General features: G+C 34.6%; 11 protein-coding genes, 1 tRNA gene and 3 rRNA genes. 13 read left to right on the forward strand and 2 right to left on the reverse strand.

Annotated features, from left to right (window positions below; genetic code table 11):
• Positions 1–147: 147 nt before the first annotated feature.
• The 3 genes from ACQZHJ_RS00720 (at position 148) to ACQZHJ_RS00730 (ending at position 2,954) form a co-directional block, all read left to right on the forward strand.
• The gene (locus ACQZHJ_RS00720) at positions 148–1,314 is read left to right on the forward strand and encodes a glucose-1-phosphate adenylyltransferase (protein WP_430483646.1); all 1,167 of its coding nucleotides are present in this window, start codon (positions 148–150) and stop codon (positions 1,312–1,314) included.
• A gap of 28 nt (positions 1,315–1,342) precedes the next feature.
• Positions 1,343–2,449 carry a glucose-1-phosphate adenylyltransferase subunit GlgD gene (gene glgD, locus ACQZHJ_RS00725; protein ID WP_430483647.1) on the forward strand — a complete coding sequence of 369 codons (1,107 nt, stop codon included), beginning with the start codon at positions 1,343–1,345 and terminating at the stop codon, positions 2,447–2,449.
• Positions 2,450–2,513: 64 nt separating this feature from the next.
• Complete coding sequence (locus ACQZHJ_RS00730; RefSeq protein WP_430483648.1) at positions 2,514–2,954, forward strand: VanZ family protein; 441 nt, start codon at positions 2,514–2,516, stop codon at positions 2,952–2,954.
• Between the two features lie 87 nt (positions 2,955–3,041).
• On the opposite strand, the gene cls is transcribed toward ACQZHJ_RS00730, so the two are convergent.
• Positions 3,042–4,490 carry a cardiolipin synthase gene (gene cls, locus ACQZHJ_RS00735; RefSeq protein ID WP_430486844.1) on the reverse strand — a complete coding sequence of 483 codons (1,449 nt, stop codon included), beginning with the start codon at positions 4,488–4,490 and terminating at the stop codon, positions 3,042–3,044.
• 443 nt (positions 4,491–4,933) lie between these two features.
• On the opposite strand from cls, the gene ACQZHJ_RS00740 reads away from it, so the two are divergent.
• From ACQZHJ_RS00740 to ACQZHJ_RS00780, 9 genes are all read left to right on the forward strand, one after another.
• Positions 4,934–6,487: an AbgT family transporter gene (locus ACQZHJ_RS00740; protein ID WP_430483649.1), complete on the forward strand. Its 1,554-nt coding sequence runs from the start codon at positions 4,934–4,936 to the stop codon at positions 6,485–6,487.
• A gap of 333 nt (positions 6,488–6,820) precedes the next feature.
• Positions 6,821–7,330 (forward strand): RNA polymerase sigma factor, encoded by a 510-nt coding sequence (locus ACQZHJ_RS00745; protein ID WP_430483650.1) that lies wholly within the window; start codon positions 6,821–6,823, stop codon positions 7,328–7,330.
• Positions 7,299–7,820, forward strand: a complete 522-nt coding sequence (locus ACQZHJ_RS00750; protein ID WP_430483651.1) for a zf-HC2 domain-containing protein — start codon at positions 7,299–7,301, stop codon at positions 7,818–7,820. Before ACQZHJ_RS00745 ends, ACQZHJ_RS00750 begins: the two co-directional genes overlap by 32 nt.
• Positions 7,821–7,843: 23 nt before the next feature.
• On the forward strand, positions 7,844–8,368 hold the full coding sequence (locus tag ACQZHJ_RS00755) for a zf-HC2 domain-containing protein (protein WP_430483652.1): 525 nt from the start codon (positions 7,844–7,846) through the stop codon (positions 8,366–8,368).
• A 1,019-nt stretch (positions 8,369–9,387) separates the two neighbouring features.
• A 16S ribosomal RNA gene (locus ACQZHJ_RS00760) occupies positions 9,388–10,902 on the forward strand.
• A gap of 192 nt (positions 10,903–11,094) precedes the next feature.
• A 23S ribosomal RNA gene (locus ACQZHJ_RS00765) occupies positions 11,095–13,999 on the forward strand.
• Positions 14,000–14,056: 57 nt separating this feature from the next.
• Positions 14,057–14,174: ribosomal RNA gene (gene rrf, locus ACQZHJ_RS00770) — 5S ribosomal RNA — on the forward strand.
• The 16S, 23S and 5S rRNA genes sit together here with 1 tRNA gene alongside, the layout of an rRNA operon.
• A gap of 6 nt (positions 14,175–14,180) precedes the next feature.
• Positions 14,181–14,256 (forward strand) — tRNA-Lys (locus ACQZHJ_RS00775).
• Positions 14,257–14,493: 237 nt separating this feature from the next.
• Entirely contained in the window at positions 14,494–15,342 is an 849-nt protein-coding gene (locus ACQZHJ_RS00780) for a BglG family transcription antiterminator (protein ID WP_430483653.1), read from the forward strand.
• A 37-nt stretch (positions 15,343–15,379) separates the two neighbouring features.
• On the opposite strand, the gene ACQZHJ_RS00785 is transcribed toward ACQZHJ_RS00780, so the two are convergent.
• Positions 15,380–15,859 (reverse strand): PTS sugar transporter subunit IIA, encoded by a 480-nt coding sequence (locus ACQZHJ_RS00785; protein WP_430483547.1) that lies wholly within the window; start codon positions 15,857–15,859, stop codon positions 15,380–15,382.
• Between the two features lie 731 nt (positions 15,860–16,590).
• On the opposite strand from ACQZHJ_RS00785, the gene nagE reads away from it, so the two are divergent.
• Complete coding sequence (gene nagE, locus ACQZHJ_RS00790) at positions 16,591–18,036, forward strand: N-acetylglucosamine-specific PTS transporter subunit IIBC (protein WP_430483654.1); 1,446 nt, start codon at positions 16,591–16,593, stop codon at positions 18,034–18,036.
• Positions 18,037–18,045 lie beyond the last annotated feature (9 nt).

The raw sequence follows: 18,045 nt of genomic DNA on the forward strand, positions 1-18,045 counted from the left end.
GATTTGATTAATTTAAAATAATTAATGTTTTAAGTTAAATAATTATAAATTTACTTTATTTAACTATTAAAGTTATAGTTAAAGTATGCTATAATTAAAATATCCAGTAAATGGGATAAAAGGGGATATATTGGGAGGAAATAGCTTATGTCAAAGAAAGAGATAGTTGCAATGATATTAGCTGGAGGTCAAGGCTCCAGGTTAGGCGTGCTAACTAAGAATTTAGCAAAGCCAGCAGTTCCTTTTGGGGGAAAATACAGAATTATAGACTTCCCTTTAAGTAACTGCTCAAATTCAGGGATTTATACTGTTGGTGTGTTAACACAGTATAAGCCTTTAGCATTAAATGAACACATTGGTATTGGAGACACATGGGATTTAGACAGAAGAGATGGAGGAGTAAGTATATTACCTCCATATCAAAAAGAAAAAGGTGGAGATTGGTACAAAGGTACTGCTAATGCAATCTACCAAAACATTGAATTTATTGAGAGATATGACCCAGAGTATGTACTAATTTTATCAGGAGACCATATTTATAAAATGGATTATGATAAAATGCTACAAATGCATAAACAAAAAGAAGCTGATGCTACAATAGCTGTTATAGATGTTCCTATGCATGAGGCTAGTAGATTTGGAATAATGAACACTAATGAGGATTTATCAATATATGAGTTTGAAGAGAAGCCAGAACATCCAAAGAGCACAAATGCTTCAATGGGTATATATATATTCAATTGGAAAGTTCTAAAGAAATTCTTAGAAGAGGATGAATTAGATCTAAACTCAAGTAACGACTTTGGTAAAAACATAATTCCTAAAATGTTAAACTCAGGAAAGAGATTGATAGCTTATCCATTCAAGGGATATTGGAAAGATGTTGGAACTATAGATAGCTTATGGGAAGCAAATATGGATTTATTAAAACATGAGGATGAATTAAGCCTTTATGATAGTGAGTGGAGAATATACTCTGCTAACCCTGTTAGACCAGCTCAATATATTGGAAAAGATGCTGAAATAAAATCTTCGCTTACTGTTGAAGGGTGTATAGTACACGGTAAAGTAGAGAATTCAGTTTTATTCCAAGGTGTATATGTTGGAAAAGGAGCTGTTATTAAGGATGCTGTAATTATGCCTAATACTAGAATTAATGATGGTGTTGTTATAGAAAAAGCTATCATAGGTAGTGAGGCTATAGTAGGTGAAAATTGTAGAGTTGGTAATGGTGAAGAGATAGCAGTAATTGCATCAAAAGAAGTAGTTGTAGCAAATAAAGAAGTAATTGAAGAATGTGCTATGGTAAAGTAAGCAATGGTATGTGCGAGGGGGAGAGTTTATGAATAATTGCATAGGTATAATAAACTTAGATGAGAATGAAAGTAGAATGGGTGAGCTTGTTAAGAATAGACCGTTAGCAGCTGTACCTATTGCTGGTAGGTATAGAGTAGTTGATTTTATACTTTCTAATATGACAAATGCAGGTATTGAATCATTAGGAATTTTAACAAAGAATAAGTCACGTTCATTAGTAGATCATTTAACTAATGGTAGACCTTGGGATTTACACAGAAAGAGAGATGGTTTAAGAGTATTTAACTTTGGTGAGAGAGAACCATACTATGATGATATAACAAATCTTTATGAAAATTTAGATTTCTTAACTAAAAGTAGAAGAGAGTATGTTTTAATAGCTCCTTCATATATGATTTGTAATATAGACTTAAAGGAAGTTTTAGAGTTCCATAAAAAGAATGATAATGATGTAACAGTAGTTTATAAGCATATTGATTATGCTGATTCAGACTTCATTGAGTGTGATGTTTTAAATCTTACAAGCAATGGATTGATTAAAAGTGTAGGGAAAAATCTAGGAAGAGATGAGGAAGCTAATATAAGCATGGAAATGTATATATTAAGAACAGATCTTCTTATTGAAATAATATATGAATGTATAAGACAAGGCTCACACAGAAAATTCAAGAACTATTTAAACGATAGCTTAGATGAGTTAAAAGTTGGTGGATTTGAATTTAAAGGATATTTAAGTTGTGTAAATTCATTAAAAGCTTATTATAAAGCTAATATGGATTTATTAGATGAAGAGGTTTATAAGGAGTTGTTTATAGAGAATGCTCCTATATATACTAAATCTAGAGATGAGGGACCAACACACTATACTAAGAATAGTAATGTAACTAATTCTATAATAGCGAATGGTTCATATATTGAAGGAAAAATTGAAAATTGTATAGTTGGAAGAAGAGTATATGTAGGACCTGATGCAGTTATCAAAAATTGTATTATAATGCAAGAGACTGTAATTGGGGAGAGTGCTCATTTGGATAAGATAATAACTGACAAGGCTGCTGTAGTTAGAGATGACGAGAAAATAGTTGGTCTTGATTACTGTCCTATGGTTTTGAGCAAGCCTAATATAATCTAAGCTTGCAATAAAGTATAGCATCATTTAAATTAATTTATATAGAATAAGTTTAAGAGGAGATGCTATGGATAATAAAAGGAAAAAGATAATTGCATGGGTGCTTATGTTACTATGGATGGTTTTTATATTCTTCATGTCTAATCAACCAGGAGAGGTATCTTCTAAACAAAGTGATTTTGTGGTTGTATTGATGAATATGCTAGGCTTAGACTTAAGTAAGTTTGGTGACTTAGCAACGTTTGTCATAAGAAAGGGTGCTCATTTTACTGAATATATGATTCTATACTTATTAGTATTCAATGTTATAAGATTCTATGTTAAAAGTAAACTAGGATATATATATTCATTAATGATAGTATTTGGGTATGCTTGTAGTGATGAATTCCATCAATTATTTGTAGATGGAAGAAGTGGACAGTTTACAGATGTCTTAATAGATACATCAGGAGGAACCTTTGGGATGATGGTTATTTATATTAAAAATATGTTATCTCATAGGAATTAGTAAATAAAAGATAAAGCCTCAAATATATCTTTAAATATCAAAAAAGTTTCTTTATATAATTTATATTATATAGAGAAACTTTTTTATTTAAAGTAAAGACGAGAATATTCTTGTAACTCCTTCTATGAATTTATCAAACTTTGTTGTCTTTTCATATTCTTCAATTTTATAATGTCTACATTTAATTAAATCTTCATAGAATAATTCATCTAACTTAGCCGTTATCTTATCATCATATATAACTGTATTTATTTCGTAATTAAGTTCAAAGCTACGTATGTCCATATTTGCGGTTCCTAAAGTACAAATTTCACCATCGATTGTCATTGTCTTTGCATGCACAAAAGATTTTTTATCATAAAAGTAAACTTCTATGCCACAGTCCATAAGTTCTGCTAAATAGCTTTTTGAAGCCTTATTTACCATGAAGTGGTCAGATTTTTCTGGGAATATTATTTTTACATCAACTCCACTAAGTGATGCTATTCTAAGAGCTTCTATAATACTAGATGGAGGAACAAAGTATGGAGTAGTTATATAGATATTCTTTCTTGCAGTCATAATCATTTTTAAAATACTCTGCATTATTGCAGGGAAGGTTGAGTCAGGTCCACTTTTAACTAATTGCATAAGAACTCTTTCTTTGGCAATTGTCTTTTCAGGAAAGTATTCTGAGAATTCTTTATCATAAAATGTATATGTACTATTATTAGCTTTTTCTATAGTTATAAAGTCATCTAAAAATACTGCTTGAAGAGCTAGTACAAAATCACCTTTAACCATAATATGAGTATCTCTCCAATAGCCAAACTTTTTGTTTTTACCTAGATATTCATCACCTATGTTTATTCCGCCTAAGAATCCTACTTGACCATCAATAACAACTATTTTTCTATGGTTTCTATAGTTTATCTGAGTATTTATTGCTTTAAGAAGAGGTGCTAAGAAGTAAGAGTAAATCACAACTGATACACCAGCTTTTCTTAGTTCTTTAACATAACTTCTTTTAAGTTTATTTGCACCAACCTTATCTATAATAAATCTAACTTTGACACCTTCTAAAGATTTTTTGATTAAAATATCCTTTATCTCATTTCCTAGTTCATCACTATTAACTATGTAATATTCAAGATGTATATGGTGCTTTGCTTTAAGAAGCTCTGCTTTTAAGTCTTTAAATTTTTCATTTCCATCTTTATATATCTTTATGTCATTATTTATGAATATAGGTGAATCACTATTAAAAGCTAATAGTTCCATAAGAGAAACATACTGCTTTTTTGGATATTCATCTAATATAGGGCTAATTAAATCTTTAACTTGAGGATTTATTCTATCATTAAGCTTATTTCTTTTCCAGTTACGTCCTAAGAATATATATAGTATTAATCCTATTGGAGGTAGTAAAGTTAGAATTAGTAGCCAGGCTATTGTCTTTTCAGGTTGCTTTCTTTCTAATACAACAACTACTACAGATAAAATTACATTAATTATAAGTGCTGTATAAAGCAGAAAAGTTGTGTAATCTATGAAAATCCCCCCTTTTTAATAAATTTCATACTAAGTATTATTGTAACATTAATTATTCCAATAACTAATAGTTTCTAAACAATTTTTTACATATTTAAATGTTTTAAAAGTATTATGTATTATTTAATGTAATAAAATTATTTTGAGAAATAGTTGGTATTATTTTATTAAAATACATGTTAATAAAATTTGAACGATAAAAGTGCATGTGTTTTTCTGTGAAATACACTTAAAGTGTTGTAAATACTTCATTTGATTAAATAGAGTAAATCATTAAGCACACTACCTAAATATTAACATTATGTTATATAAATATGATAATATTGAAATATTAACAATAAATGATATAATAAATTACAAGATAATTAAAAAACAGATTTTATTATTAATGGAATTATAACTATAGAATTGAAAAAGTATTAAAGTATTAAAAAGGGGGGCAAACATATATGAAAGTTAAAAATGAAGTTAAACAGAAAAAAGGCGGTATTCTTGGTTTCATTGAAACAGTAGGAAATAAGTTACCACACCCAGCTACGATTTTCGTAATCTTATGCATAGGTATAGTAGTTTTATCTCATGTTTTTAATGGAGTATCTGTTACTTATGAAGGAATTGATAGAGCTACAAATGAAATAAAAGATATAACAGTTTCAATTCAGAGTTTATTAACTCCAGATGGAATAAGATATATATTTGAATCATTAATAACTAATTTTACTAGTTTCGCAGCTTTAGGAACTGTTTTGGTCGCAATGCTTGGGGTAGGAGTTGCAGAAGGAACAGGACTTATAGGAACAGCTTTAAGAAGATTAGTTTTAAAAACTCCAAAGAGCTTAGTTACAGTAGTAGTAGTTTTTGCAGGGGTAATGTCTAGTATAGCTTCTGATGCAGGTTACGTTGTACTTGTACCACTTGGAGCAGTAATATTTATGAGTTGTGGAAGACATCCACTAGCTGGTATAGCAGCAGCTTTTGCCGGTGTATCAGGTGGATTTAGTGCAAACTTCTTCCCAGGACCAGTAGATGCATTATTATCAGGAATGACAACTGAAGGAGCTAAAATGATAGATCCAACTTATTCAGTATCTCCAGTATCAAACTGGTATTTCATAATGGCATCAACAATAGTAATAACTGTAATAGGTACTTTAGTTACTGAGAAAATAGTAGAACCTAGATTAGGTAAATATAAAGGTGCTTTAATAGAAGGCGATGAAGATGCAATGAAGCCTCTTGATAAGAAAGAGAAGAGAGGATTAAAATTTGCAGGAATATTTGCTTTAGTAGGTATAGTAATAATAGGAGCTTTAGTTGTACCAGCAAACGGAATTTTAAGAAATCCAGAAACAGGTGAAATATTAACTTCTCCTTTCATGAACTCAATAGTAGTTTCAATAGCTTTTGTATTTTTACTAGCAGGAGTAGGATATGGAATAGGAGCAGGTAAAATAAAGAGTGATAAAGATATAGTTGCTGAAATGAGTAAGACAATGTCAACAATGGGAGGATATATAGTATTAGTATTCTTCGCAGCTCAGTTCGTAGCTTACTTTGGAAAATCAAACTTAGGAACAGTAATAGCTGTTAAGGGAGCAGACTTCTTAGAAGCTTCAGGAATAAACGGTATTCCTCTATTAATAGGATTTATACTTGTAACAGCATTTATAAACTTATTCATGGGATCAGCTTCAGCTAAATGGGCAATTATGGCACCAATATTCGTACCTATGTTAATGGGTGTAGGATTAAGTCCGGAAATGACTCAGATGGCTTATAGAATCGGAGACTCAACAACAAACATTATATCTCCATTAATGACTTACTTTGCATTAATAGTATCATTTAGTGAGAAGTATGATAAAGAGTCAGGTATAGGAACAATGATATCAACAATGGTTCCATACTCAGTATTCTTACTAATAGGATGGACAATCTTATTAATGGTATGGTTCATACTCAAGTTACCACTTGGACCTGGAGCACCAATAATGATTGGCTAATAAATAGAAATTAAAATAAGATATATGATATAGTTTAGGCGAATTTGATAGCTTAGGGATAAATCCTTAGGCTATCTTTTTTTTGCTTTATTTTAAGTGTAGGTTGATTAGGATAAAACTTTAGTTTGCTTTAAAGGAGTGTTTTTATTTGTGTATAAGAATATGAAGATAAAATGTTATGGGTTAAAATGGTACAATATCCTGAGAAAGGGTATTGAGATTTTCTATGTTTGAAGAAAAGATTTATAACATGATATGAAGTTTAAATAAATTTTTTTATTTTTATGTAACGAAAGTAGGAATAAGTGGATATATATTGTAGGAGGTGAAATTGTGAAAGCTATTGGAGAAATATATAAGGAGAATTCTAAGGTTGTATATGGTTTTTTATATAGTTATACGAAGGATAGGGAGTTGGCAGAAGAATTAACACAAGAAACATTTCTTAAAGCTATTAAATCAATTCATAGATATAATGGGGAATGCAAAATGTCGGTATGGCTTTGTCAAATCGCTAAACATCTTTTATATCAAGAGTGGAATAAAAGAGGAAAGATAGTTAAGACATCCTTTGATGAAAATATAAAGGTAAGCATAGGTAATGTAGAAGAGCTAATTGTATCAAATGAAAATAAAAAAAGTATATATAAAATGATACAAGCAATGGATGATCCTTATAAGGAAGTTATGTATCTTAGGTTAACTGGAGATTTAAGTTTTAAGGAAATTGGTGAGATTTTAGAAAGAACAGAAAATTGGGCCAGAGTTACGTATTATAGAGGAAAATCTAAGGTTATTAGGAGGTTAGAAGATGAAGGAAGAAGTATCTTGCAGCATAATTAGAGATTTGTTGCCGACATATATTGATGGTCTTGGAAGTGAAGAAACTAATAAGTATGTTAAAGAACATTTAGATGAATGTAAAATCTGCAGAAAGGAATATGAGAGAATCATTAAAGAAAATAGCAATAATAATAAAAATAGTGAGTTAAAAGCTTTAGAGAATTTTAAAAAGAAAATTGTAGTATTGTTTATTTTAGCTATAGTAATCAGTGGAATCTGTATAAGTGTATCAACTATGCTTGATAATGCTGAAAGTGTATTTAGTGGAGCTTCTGAAACTCTTGGGATATTGCTATTTTATAAAATAGGTGCTTACACAATACCGATGATTGCATTATTAGTGAGTTGGATATGGAAGAAAACTTCTTATAGAAGTGAAGTTTATGATATTTCAAATGTAATCTTTATATGGTTACTAATTATAGTTGTATATTTAATACTAAACTTATTTATTAGATATGAGTATTTGAGATACATTTCTCTTATATGATTTTTAGAGGAGGTATATATTGTATGGATGATAAGATATCATGCGAAATAGTTAGGGATCTATTATCTGGTTACACTGAAAATATATTGAGTGTCGAGGGAACAAGGTTAGTAAAAGAGCATATTGATAATTGTGAGTGTTGCAGGAAAGAGTATGAAATATTGAATGCTAGCTTTAATATAGATAATGAAAGTAAGGAAATTAAGGATAAATTTAATTATTTAAAGAAAATAAATTTAAGATTTTTAATTACAGTAATAATATTATTATTAATTACTGTTATATCAAATGTAGTATATATAATTTATTCATCATCTGATATAGGGGAAGGATTATTTGCTTTACTCTTAATAGGGCTTATTTGTGGATATATAATAGTAGCATATTTGATTCCTTTGTTTGGTTTTGTATATGGAATTGTATATTTTAAGAATAAACACAAAAAGAGATATATTATTCCAATAATAATATGTGGTGCTTGGTTAGGTTTTAATTTGTATACATATATAGAAAGATATTGTATTGTTCAGACCTTTTCTTTATTTTAAAAAAGGTGACTAGTCATATTCATTATATTGAAGAGGAGATTATTAATATATGTTCATTTAATAAGTTGGGAATAAGACAGATTGCTTCAGTTTTTGGTGTGGAGATCATTAATGTATATTTAATAGGTCATCAATCACAATGATTTTAGCAATAATGAATTAGATAGAAGATTTGATAATAGATTAGTATCTATGATAATTTTAATATAGTTTTTGATAAGCGATATAATTTTATGGATATACTATATAAGATTAGAAAAAGAAATATGTAGTGTATATAGTAATGTACTTTTATAGGTGTAGAATAAATCATTAATTTAGTGAGTGATTTATTCTACATCTATTATTATATTAGAAATTTCTTGTATCAATATAAGAAGAGGAAACAGTACAACAGAGAATCTACTTTGATATAAGGGTAAAGTACAGTTACAAGTAAATTGATAAAGGTATTTTTATCATTGCTTATAATAGGTTATTAATTATACTTTTAAACAAACTATAGCATTTACTTTAGGCATATTAAGCAAATGAATTATATAAAAGTTTATTTATATGCTCTATTGAGTAGGTAAGGGGAGGGTGAATTGGGGGTATTTTAATAGAAATTAGTAAATTACACTTAGTATTTTAGTATTGTATATTTATAAATATAACTATATTGTATTTTAATGGTATTTATATAGCGTACATAAAACCAGGCGTATCAATATAAGAAAAATAGAGAAATTAGTTGTAAAATGGAGAAAGAAAGGATTAATTAACCAAAATAGATGTTATATAATAGTGGAATAGTTATATACGTGGTAAGATAAATCTCGTCGCTAAGAGACACGGCAAACAACTTAACAAAACAAATTAAAAGTTTTGAAAAAAGTTGTTGACAAAGTTTCTAAGTGATGTTAAACTAAGAAAGTCGCTTGAGGGCGACGAAGAAATGGTCTTTGAAAATTAAACAGAAGATATTAACATAAACCAGCAATTCTTTTAACAAGTAATATGAGTATAGATTAAACTTTTAAATTGAGAGTTTGATCCTGGCTCAGGATGAACGCTGGCGGCGTGCTTAACACATGCAAGTCGAGCGATGAAGTTTCCTTCGGGAAACGGATTAGCGGCGGACGGGTGAGTAACACGTGGGTAACCTGCCTCATAGAGTGGAATAGCCTTTCGAAAGGAAGATTAATACCGCATAACATTGAGAGATGGCATCATCACTCAATCAAAGGAGCAATCCGCTATGAGATGGACCCGCGGCGCATTAGCTAGTTGGTGGGGTAACGGCCTACCAAGGCGACGATGCGTAGCCGACCTGAGAGGGTGATCGGCCACATTGGGACTGAGACACGGCCCAGACTCCTACGGGAGGCAGCAGTGGGGAATATTGCACAATGGGGGAAACCCTGATGCAGCAACGCCGCGTGAGTGATGAAGGTTTTCGGATCGTAAAGCTCTGTCTTTGGGGAAGATAATGACGGTACCCAAGGAGGAAGCCACGGCTAACTACGTGCCAGCAGCCGCGGTAATACGTAGGTGGCAAGCGTTATCCGGATTTACTGGGCGTAAAGGGAGCGTAGGCGGACAATTAAGTGGGATGTGAAATACCCGGGCTCAACCTGGGTGCTGCATTCCAAACTGGTTGTCTAGAGTGCAGGAGAGGAGAGTGGAATTCCTAGTGTAGCGGTGAAATGCGTAGAGATTAGGAAGAACACCAGTGGCGAAGGCGACTCTCTGGACTGTAACTGACGCTGAGGCTCGAAAGCGTGGGGAGCAAACAGGATTAGATACCCTGGTAGTCCACGCCGTAAACGATGAATACTAGGTGTGGGGGTTTCAACACCTCCGTGCCGCCGCTAACGCATTAAGTATTCCGCCTGGGGAGTACGGTCGCAAGATTAAAACTCAAAGGAATTGACGGGGCCCCGCACAAGTAGCGGAGCATGTGGTTTAATTCGAAGCAACGCGAAGAACCTTACCTACACTTGACATCCCTTGCATTACTCTTAATCGAGGAAATCCCTTCGGGGACAAGGTGACAGGTGGTGCATGGTTGTCGTCAGCTCGTGTCGTGAGATGTTGGGTTAAGTCCCGCAACGAGCGCAACCCTTGTCGTTAGTTACTACCATTAAGTTGAGGACTCTAGCGAGACTGCCTGGGTTAACCAGGAGGAAGGTGGGGATGACGTCAAATCATCATGCCCCTTATGTGTAGGGCTACACACGTGCTACAATGGCTGGTACAGAGAGATGCAATACCGCGAGGTGGAGCCAAACTTTAAAACCAGTCTCAGTTCGGATTGTAGGCTGAAACTCGCCTACATGAAGCTGGAGTTACTAGTAATCGCGAATCAGAATGTCGCGGTGAATACGTTCCCGGGTCTTGTACACACCGCCCGTCACACCATGAGAGTTGGCAATACCCGAAGTCCGTGAGCTAACGCGTAAGCGAGGCAGCGGCCGAAGGTAGGGTCAGCGATTGGGGTGAAGTCGTAACAAGGTAGCCGTAGGAGAACCTGCGGCTGGATCACCTCCTTTCTAAGGAATACATCTTAGGATAACTAAGATGATAAAAAGAATCTGGATAATATCTCTGTTTAATTTTGAGAGACTATCTCTCAAAATTGTTCTTTGAAAATTGCACATAATAATTTAATTTATAGAAAACAACAAAGCCAAATTGGCAAACCAATTTCTATTCTTTGTAAAATGAGAACTATAACTAATATAGGTCAAGCTACAAAGGGCGCATGGTGAATGCCTTGGCATCAGGAGCCGATGAAGGACGTGATAAGCTGCGATAAGCTTCGGGTAGACGCACATAGTCTGAGATCCGAAGATTTCCGAATGAGGAAACTCACATGGGAAACCCCATGTATCCATAAGTGAATACATAGCTTATGGAGGGTAACCTAGGGAACTGAAACATCTAAGTACCTAGAGGAAGAGAAAGAAAAATCGATTTTCTTAGTAGCGGCGAGCGAAAGGGAAAGAGCCCAAACCGGAAACTTGTTTCCGGGGTTGTGGACATAGCATCAAAGTGGAGGCTATTGTAACTGAAGAGAGCTGGAAAGCTCCACCGTAGAAGGTAATAGTCCTGTAAGTGAAACGAGAAGACCACGAGTTATGATCCAGAGTACCACGAGACACGTGAAACCTTGTGGGAAGCAGGGAGGACCACCTCCCAAGGCTAAATACTACCTGATGACCGATAGTGAAGCAGTACCGTGAGGGAAAGGTGAAAAGAACCCCGGGAGGGGAGTGAAATAGAACCTGAAACCGTGTGCCTACAACCGTTCAAAGCCCCTTATGAGGGTGATGAAGTGCTTTTTGTAGAACGAGCCAACGAGTTACGGTATGTAGCAAGGTTAAGTACTTAAGGTACGGAGCCGAAGGGAAACCGAGTCTGAATAGGGCGACTAGTTGCATGCCGTAGACCCGAAACCGGGTGACCTATCCATGGCCAGGTTGAAGCGAGGGTAAAACCTCGTGGAGGACCGAACCACGTTGCTGTTGAAAAAGCATGGGATGAGCTGTGGATAGCGGAGAAATTCCAATCGAACCCGGAGATAGCTGGTTCTCTCCGAAATAGCTTTAGGGCTAGCGTCGAGTATGAGTAGTGGAGGTAGAGCACTGAATGGGCTAGGGGGCATAGCGCTTACCGAACCTTATCAAACTCCGAATGCCACATACTATGAGCTCGGCAGTCAGACTGCGAATGATAAGATCCGTAGTCAAAAGGGAAACAGCCCAGATCGTCAGCTAAGGTCCCAAAGTGTAAGTTAAGTGGGAAAGGATGTGAGATTTCTAAGACAACTAGGATGTTGGCTTAGAAGCAGCCACTCATTAAAAGAGTGCGTAATAGCTCACTAGTCGAGAGATCTTGCGCCGAAAATGTAACGGGGCTAAACTTACCACCGAAGCTACGGGCTTGAATTTAATTCAAGCGGTAGGAGAGCGTCGTAATCGGGCTGAAGTCGTACCGTAAGGAGCGGTGGACTGATTACGAGTGAGAATGTTGGCATCAGTAGCGAGATGTGGGTGAGAATCCCACAGGCCGAAAACCTAAGGTTTCCTCAGGAAGGTTCGTCCGCTGAGGGTTAGTCGGGACCTAAGCCGAGGCCGAAAGGCGTAGGTGATGGACAACTGGTTGATATTCCAGTACCACTACCATCGTTATTATCGATGGCGTGACGCAGGAGGATAGTGTGTGCTAGCTATTGGATGCTAGTCTAAGCACTTAGGCAGTGAAAGTAGGCAAATCCGCTTTCATAATGCTGAGGTGTGATGGGGAAGGTTCTACGGAACCGAAGTACATGATTCCACGCTGCCAAGAAAAGCGTCTAGAGAGAGAAGTAGTGCCCGTACCGCAAACCGACACAGGTAGGTGAGGAGAGAATCCTAAGGCCGGCGGAAGAATTACAGTTAAGGAACTCGGCAAATTGACCCCGTAAGTTCGCGAGAAGGGGTGCCTACGAGAGTAGGCCGCAGAGAATAGGCCCAAGCAACTGTTTAGCAAAAACACAGGTCTCTGCTAAAGCGTAAGCTGATGTATAGGGGCTGACGCCTGCCCGGTGCTGGAAGGTTAAGGGGAATACTTAGCGCAAGCGAAGGTATGAACTTAAGCCCCAGTAAACGGCGGCCGTAACTATAACGGTCCTAAGGTAGCGAAATTCCTTGTCAGGTAAGTTCTGACCCGCACGAATGGCGTAATGACTTGGGCACTGTCTCAACTGTAAATCCGGCGAAGTTGTAGTGCGAGTGAAGATGCTCGCTACCCGCGATTGGACGGAAAGACCCCGTAGAGCTTTACTGTAGCTTAGCATTGAGTTTTGGTATTGTCTGTACAGGATAGGTGGGAGACTAGGAAACTAGGGCGTCAGCCTTAGTGGAGTCATCCTTGGGATACCACCCTGACAGTACTGAAATTCTAACTGGCGGCCATGAATCTGGTCACAGGACATTGTTAGGTGGGCAGTTTGACTGGGGCGGTCGCCTCCTAAAAAGTAACGGAGGCGCCCAAAGGTTCCCTCAGAACGGTCGGAAATCGTTCGAAGAGTGCAAAGGCAGAAGGGAGCCTGACTGCGACACCCACAAGTGGAGCAGGGACGAAAGTCGGGCTTAGTGATCCGGTGGTACCTCGTGGGAGGGCCATCGCTCAACGGATAAAAGCTACCTCGGGGATAACAGGCTGATCTCCCCCAAGAGTCCACATCGACGGGGAGGTTTGGCACCTCGATGTCGGCTCGTCGCATCCTGGGGCTGAAGTAGGTCCCAAGGGTTGGGCTGTTCGCCCATTAAAGCGGCACGCGAGCTGGGTTCAGAACGTCGTGAGACAGTTCGGTCCCTATCCGTCGCGGGCGTAGGAAATTTGAGAGGAGCTGTCCTTAGTACGAGAGGACCGGGATGGACTGACCTCTGGTGTACCAGTTGTTCCGCCAGGAGCACAGCTGGGTAGCTAAGTCGGGAATGGATAAACGCTGAAAGCATCTAAGCGTGAAGCCAACCTCAAGATGAGATTTCCCATAGCGTAAGCTAGTAAGATCCCTTGAAGAACACAAGGTTGATAGGTCGGGGGTGTAAGCATGGTAACATGTTCAGCTGACCGATACTAATAGATCGAGGGCTTGACCAAATTATAGTAAATTAAATTTGATTATGTGCAATTTTGAAAGAACAATCTTTCTAAATATCTGGTGATGATGTTCTTTAGGGTAACACCCGTTCCCATTCCGAACACGACGGTTAAGCCTTTAGAAGCCGATGGTACTGCACGGGAGACTGTGTGGGAGAGTAGGTGGTCGCCAGGTCCATATGATTTGCTAGCTCAGTCGGTAGAGCACGTGACTTTTAATCACGGTGTCCAGGGTTCGATTCCCTGGCAGATCACCAAAACCTCTCTTATTGAAGAGAGGTTTTTTTGTATACAAAAAAATATTTTTTATTGAGATTAATATATAATCTTTGATATATTAATAATAATTTTATTAGTAAAAGAACTTGTTTTAATATATAATTGGTATGTAAACAGATATAGACATGGTTATAATATATACAGTATAATTATTATTCAAAATTTGATTTAACGATAATTATAATATGGTAGTCAAATGGTATAAGGAGATTATTATGAGTAAAAGAACCGAAAAAATATATGAGGTTAATAAGGCTTTTAACAATAATATTGTTTTAGTTAATGATGATGATAAAGAAGTAATATTATTCTCTAAGGGAATAGGATTCAAATATAAAAAGGAATCAATTATTCCTATTGGTACTGAAGTAGAGAAAATATTTACTATACAGGATGAGTCTAATATAGTTAACTTTAGAAGATTAATAGGAAATAATGATAAAGAGTTTATAGCTTTCTGTGAGGAGTTAATTTTAGAGGTTGCAACTGCTTTCAATTCAGAGTTAAATGAAAATATTCATATAGGCCTTATAGATCATATTTCTTTTGCTATTAAAAGAATGAAGAATGGAGAAATACTTAGAAATCCATTTTTAGTTGAAATAGAAACTTTATATCCTAAAGAATTTGAATTAGCTACTGTAATGGTGAGAAAACTTGAGAAATTTACAGGAATAGATATTGTTGATGATGAAATTGGATTTATTGCTATGCATATACATTCAGCACGAACTACTGGTAAAGTATCTAATACAATAAAGTACACATATATAGCTAATACAGCTGTTGAATATATTGAAGATATGCTAGACATAGAAGTTGACAGGGCTTCATTATCTTATGCTAGATTTGTTGGGCATTTGAGGTTTGCTATAGAGAGGCTTTTAAATAATACACCAATAAAGAATGATTTACTTTATATAATTAAGATTAAGTATAAGAAATCATATAAAGTTGCTATAGAAATAGCTAAAGCAATAAATGAAGATTTTGGATTGGATGTAACAGAGGATGAAATTGGCTATTTAGCGTTACATGTTGAAAGAATAAGAAAAGAAGAATAATATATAAACAAAAAGCTGACCAATGGTCAGCTTTTTATTATTTTACTTTATAAGTTAAAACAGTATCATTTCCTACAGTAACTGATTGACCTATAACAGGCTTCATTTCTTTTACTATATCTGGGTTAGTGATTAAAACAGGAGTATGTAGTTTTAATCCTTTTCCTAATATGAAATCTCTGTCTATTTTTAATATTGGTGTACCAGCTTTAACTTGTTGTCCTGGCTCAGTTAATCTTTCGAATCCTTCTCCTTCAAGAGAAACTGTATCTATTCCAACGTGTACTAATAACTCAACTCCATTGCTTAAAGTCATAGCAAAAGCATGGTTAGTTTTGAATACTAATGATAATTCTCCATCAGCAGGAGCAACTATTGTATCACCAGTTACTTCTATTGCAACTCCGTCTCCAGCCATTTTCTCAGCGAAAACTTGATCTGGTACTTGTGCTAAATCGATAGTTTTTCCAGTTGCAGGAGCAACTAATTTTAAGTCTTTTTTAAAAAATCCAAACATATTTATTTTCTTAACTCACTCTTTAAGTTAAGAAATTCACATCCTTTCTATATATAGAATCCAATATAAAAAAACAGGCATAAGTCCGCTAAAACTTATGCCTGATTTAACAGTAACATGTTATATTTATATTATATAGTCTTTGAATTTATAAGTCAATACTATTGTTATACAATATCATTTGAAATTTTGTAATATTATACTAATTAGTATTAAATTACTTGAAGTTTATTTTGATATTTTTATTAATCTATTCTTTATATTTTAAGTTGACATTAAAAAAAACTTATAGTATTATGAAAATGTAAACATTTTAAATAATATATTAAGAGAATAATTTAAGCGTGTAACCATTTAAATTTGGGCATTAGCTGAAAAGAATATACTATGTTCTTTTCAGCTTTTTTTATGTTATTTTTTCGAGTTTATCATAAATTTATTTGATAACACATTTGTTTTAGGTGAGATATAACTATTTAAGGTGGATATACTAATATAAAATTAAAAAAGTGAATATCTATATAAGAATTCTTATTAAATTAAATTTTTTGTATGCAAAATTTAATTAACATAAGAAATTTTATATAGGCATTCAAAAAAAGGGAATAAATACATATTATTTATAAGGAATTAATGATAAAATTAGAATGCCTTAAAGTTTAGTAAAAAGACTTTAAAGAAAAGACAAAAGAGCTTAATAAGCAAAGAAAAACTTATAAGGAGGAAATTATATGAGTACTAAAAAAGGTTCAAAAGTTTTAGGTTTTCTTCAAAGAATAGGTAAATCATTAATGGTTCCTATCGCAGTAATGCCTGCATTAGGTTTATTACTAAGACTTGGAGATGCTGACTTATTAAACATTCCTTGGCTTAAGGCTGCTGGTGGAGCTGCCTTTGGTGAAAATATGGCAATGCTTTTTGCTGTAGGTATAGGATTTGGGCTTGCAGAAGAAAATAACGGGGTTGGAGGACTAGCTGGTCTTTTAGGACTTTTAGTTATGAATGGCGTCGCAAAAGCCTTTGATCCATCAATAAATATGGGAGCTTTCGGTGGAGTTGTAGCCGGAGTTACAGGAGGTCTTTTATATAATAAATTCAAAGATATTCAAGTTCCTCAGTTCTTAGGGTTCTTTGGAGGAAAGAGATTTGTTCCAATAGTAACTTCAGCAGTATGTGTATTTTTAGGAATATTCTTTGGATATACTTGGCCAACATTCCAAGCAGGTCTAGATGGGTTTGCTAACATAATGGTTGCAGCAGGTGCTTTAGGAGCAGGTATATATGGATTCTTAAACAGATTATTAATTCCAATTGGATTACATCATGTTATGAATACAGTAATTTGGTTCCAATTAGGAAGCTTTACAGATCCAGTTTCAGGACAAATAGCAACTGGAGATATTACAAGATACTTAGCTGGAGATCCAACAGCAGGGGTTTATACAGCAGGTTTCTATCCAATAATGATGTTTGGTTTACCAGCAGCTTGTTTAGCAATGTATATGTGTGCTAAAAAGAAAAATAAAGCAGTTGTAGGTGGTATGTTCTTATCATTAGCATTAACAGCATTTATAACTGGTATTACAGAGCCAATAGAATTTGCATTCATGTTCTTATCACCAGTACTTTACTTTATACATGCAATACTAACTGGTATATCACTAGCGGTAGCTTATGCGCTGAATGTTCACTTAGCATTTAGTTTCTCAGGTGGATTACTTGACTACATCCTATACTTTGGTAAAGGACAAAATCAATTAATGTTATTAATAATGGGTGCTGTGGCATTTGTAATTTACTATTTCTTATTTGTTTTCTTTATTAAGAAGTTTGATTTAAAAACTCCTGGTAGAGAAGATGACTTTGATGATGATAATGAAGGAACACCTTCTAATGGAACTGTATCAAAAGCAGGTAACAACCCATCAAAGGGTGGAACATTAGCAGAAAAGGCGGAAGTTGTTTTAGCTGCACTTGGTGGTAAAGAAAATATAGAAGTTTTAGATAACTGTATAACTAGATTAAGATTAACATTAAAAGATGCTTCAATAATAGATGAAGCAGCTCTTAAGAAAGCAGGAGCTAGTGGAATAATGAAGTTAGATGGAAAGAATGTTCAAGTTATTATGGGAACTTTAGCAGATCCTCTAGCTAGTCAGATGAAAAAATTAATTTAATTAGTAGGA

It is taken from the genome of Clostridium sp. B9 (assembly GCF_050509515.1).
Lineage (GTDB): Bacteria > Bacillota > Clostridia > Clostridiales > Clostridiaceae > Sarcina.